This is a genomic window from Streptomyces sp. HPF1205, assembly GCF_020400825.1.
Lineage (GTDB): Bacteria > Actinomycetota > Actinomycetes > Streptomycetales > Streptomycetaceae > Actinacidiphila.
Genome location: NZ_JAINVH010000105.1, coordinates 1 through 1463, shown reverse-complemented (window position 1 = coordinate 1463; position 1463 = coordinate 1). Strand labels below are relative to the sequence as shown.

Here is a 1463-nt window from a genome sequence, read left to right as displayed (position 1 = left end):
CAACGTCGCTTCCGTTAATTGATCTTGGTGGGGTAGGGTCTCGTGCTCGTGGCACGTGATCACATAGCCGGGGACAGCTTCCCGGAGCGGGTCCGGATGGGGCTGCTGACCAGGACGTTCACGCCGGAGCTGGTGTATCAGGCGGTCGAGGAGACCGGGGCGTGGGAGGAGCGCACGAAGGCGCTGCCGAGTACGCTGATGGTGTACTTCACGCTGGTGATGTGGCTGTTCACCGGGCATGGTTACGGCGGGGTGCTGCGCGAGCTGCTGGAGAACGTCCCGCGGCGGGCGGGTGAGAAGTGGACGCGTCCGGCCCGGACCGGCTCGGTCACCAAGGCGCGCGCCCGGCTCGGGGCGGCGCCGCTGCGCTGGCTGTTCGGCCAGGTCGCCGGGGTGCAGGGCACGCCGGCGACGCCGGGGGTGTTCTGGCGCGGGCTGCGGGTTGTGGCGCTGGACGGCACGCTGTTCGACCTGCCCGCCTCCGACGCCAACACCGCCTGTTTCGGCAGCAGTTCGAACGGTGAGCAGCAGGCGGGCTATCCGCAGGCGCGGATGGTGGCACTGGGTGAGTGCGGTACCCATGCCGTGGTCGGCGCCGTCTTCGGGCCGTTCGCCACCGGCGAGCGCACCCTCGCGCACCGGCTGCTGCCCCACCTGACGGCCGGGATGCTGCTGCTGGCCGACCGCGGCTTCCCCTCCTTCGGCCTGTGGGAGAAGGCCGCCGCCACCGGGGCCGAGCTGCTGTGGCGTGCCTCGGACTCCTTCACCCTGCCCGTGGTCGAGGCCCTGCCCGACGGCACCTACCTCTCCCGCCTGCGCGAGCAGCGCACCAAGCGCACGATCGATGTCCGTGTCATCGAGTACACGATCACCCGGAGCGACGAACACGGTGAGGTGACCTCGGAGTTGTTCTGCCTGATCACCACGCTCCTCGACGCGCAGGCCGCGCCCGCGGCCGAGCTGGCGGAGCTGTACGCCAGGCGGTGGACCAGCGAAACGATCTACCGCCACATCAAGATCGAACAGCGCGGCGGGCGCACCGCCACCCTGCGCTCCAACAGCCCCGTCATGGTCGAGCAGGAACTGTGGGCCATGCTCTGCGTCTACCAGGCCACCCGGCAACTGATCACCGACACCGCCCACGAACACCAACTCCCGCCCGGCCACATCAGCTTCAAGAACGCCCTCAACGCCGCCCGACGCACCGTCGGCGCGGACTTTTCCCCCTCGCCGCCTGGCCGCCAAGACCCGTGAGGTCATGGCCGACCTCGCCCACCAGGCCGTCCGCCCCCGCCCCGGACGCACCGCACCCCGCGCCACGAAACGTTCCGGCACCGGCTACCGAACCCTCCGCCCCGGCGAACCACCCACCAGCCGAGCCACCTACACCATCAACCTCATGCTCCTCGACACGAGCCCACAACCAGACGACCTCTCACGAGCCGCTTAAGAAGCGACGTTGG

At 69.9% G+C, this 1463-nt stretch carries 1 protein-coding gene; it reads left to right on the top strand.

What is annotated here, in order from left to right:
* Nucleotides 1-48 precede the first annotated feature (48 nt).
* Nucleotides 49-1254 carry an IS4 family transposase gene (locus K7G61_RS35825; RefSeq protein ID WP_225851333.1) on the top strand — a complete coding sequence of 402 codons (1206 nt, stop codon included), beginning with the start codon at nt 49-51 and terminating at the stop codon, nt 1252-1254.
* Nucleotides 1255-1463: the final 209 nt, after the last annotated feature.